The sequence below is a fragment of the Tepidimonas alkaliphilus genome, from assembly GCF_007556595.1.
Classification (GTDB): domain Bacteria; phylum Pseudomonadota; class Gammaproteobacteria; order Burkholderiales; family Burkholderiaceae_C; genus Tepidimonas; species Tepidimonas alkaliphila.
Genome location: NZ_VJNB01000030.1, coordinates 1 through 1,027, shown reverse-complemented (window position 1 = coordinate 1,027; position 1,027 = coordinate 1). Strand labels below are relative to the sequence as shown.

At 67.2% G+C, this 1,027-nt stretch carries 1 protein-coding gene; it reads right to left on the bottom strand.

Features of this window, described 5'->3' with window-relative positions:
* A partial coding sequence (locus tag Talka_RS11835; protein ID WP_143891517.1) for an IS5 family transposase occupies nt 1-1,027 on the bottom strand: 1,027 nt, incomplete at both ends.

The window sequence follows — 1,027 nt, the reverse complement described above, 5'->3', positions numbered from 1 at the left end:
CCGCGTGCAGCCGGTCGCCCTGCTCGCCCTTGAGATGACAGCGGTCCATGCGGTGATCCGCCTTGAGATGCCCGATGAGCGGCTCGATGGCTTGGCGGCGTTTGAGCAGCTTGCGTTCCTGCCGGGTAAGGCGCTTGATCTTGCCGCGGTGCACCAGGCGCACATCAGGCACGTCGGCCTGCACGCCGCGGTAGCCCAAGTCGGCATAGGCTGTGGAGGGCTTGACGCCCGTGTCCTGCATCAGGATCGTGGCCTGCTCCAGCTGCGCCTGCAGCGTATGCCCGTCGTAGGGATTGCCATGGAAAGCCCGCGCACCCACGATCAGGCCGTGCTTCAAGGTGCTGGCGATGCCGACCTTGACGCCGAACTCATAGGGCTGGCGGGCCTTGCCCTTGTTGATGCACTCCACTTGCGGCGCGTGCCAGGCGTAGAGCTTGGGCGTGCCCTCGGCGGTCTTGCGCTGGGCGGTCTGCGCCACCAGACGCGCCGCCTTGCTGAGGGTATCGCCAAGAGCGCCCTGGATGGCCTGCCCCAGGCGGGCGGCCTTGCGCTCGATCTCGCGCTGTAGCCTGCCCACGATCGTGCGCTGGCGCCGGATGCTGCGGCGCATGCGTGCGAACTGCCGCGCGTGGGCGTAGCGTCCTGCCTTGCGGCTCAGGTCCTTGCCTTCCTTGGCCAAGCTCTGCTTCAAGGCGATGCCGGCTGCCTTGGCCGCTTGCACGAGCTTGGTGCGCGCGGTCTGGAGCAACCGGCTGTCGGCGGGGTGCGCTATGGCCTTTGGCTGCACGGTGGTGTCCACCACCACGCGCTTCAACTCCTGCGGCTTGATGAGGCCAAGCTCCACCGCCACGTTGATCGTCTGCGCCAGCAGCTCCTCCACCCCTTCCTCGCCCAGCAGCCGGCAAAACTTCACCAGCGTCGTGGCATCGCACGGCAGCCGGTCCTCGTAGTAGGCCATGCCCGAGAAGTACTGCCAGCGCGGCGACTCGCGCCAACGTTCTACCACCCCTTCATCGGACTCGTTGAA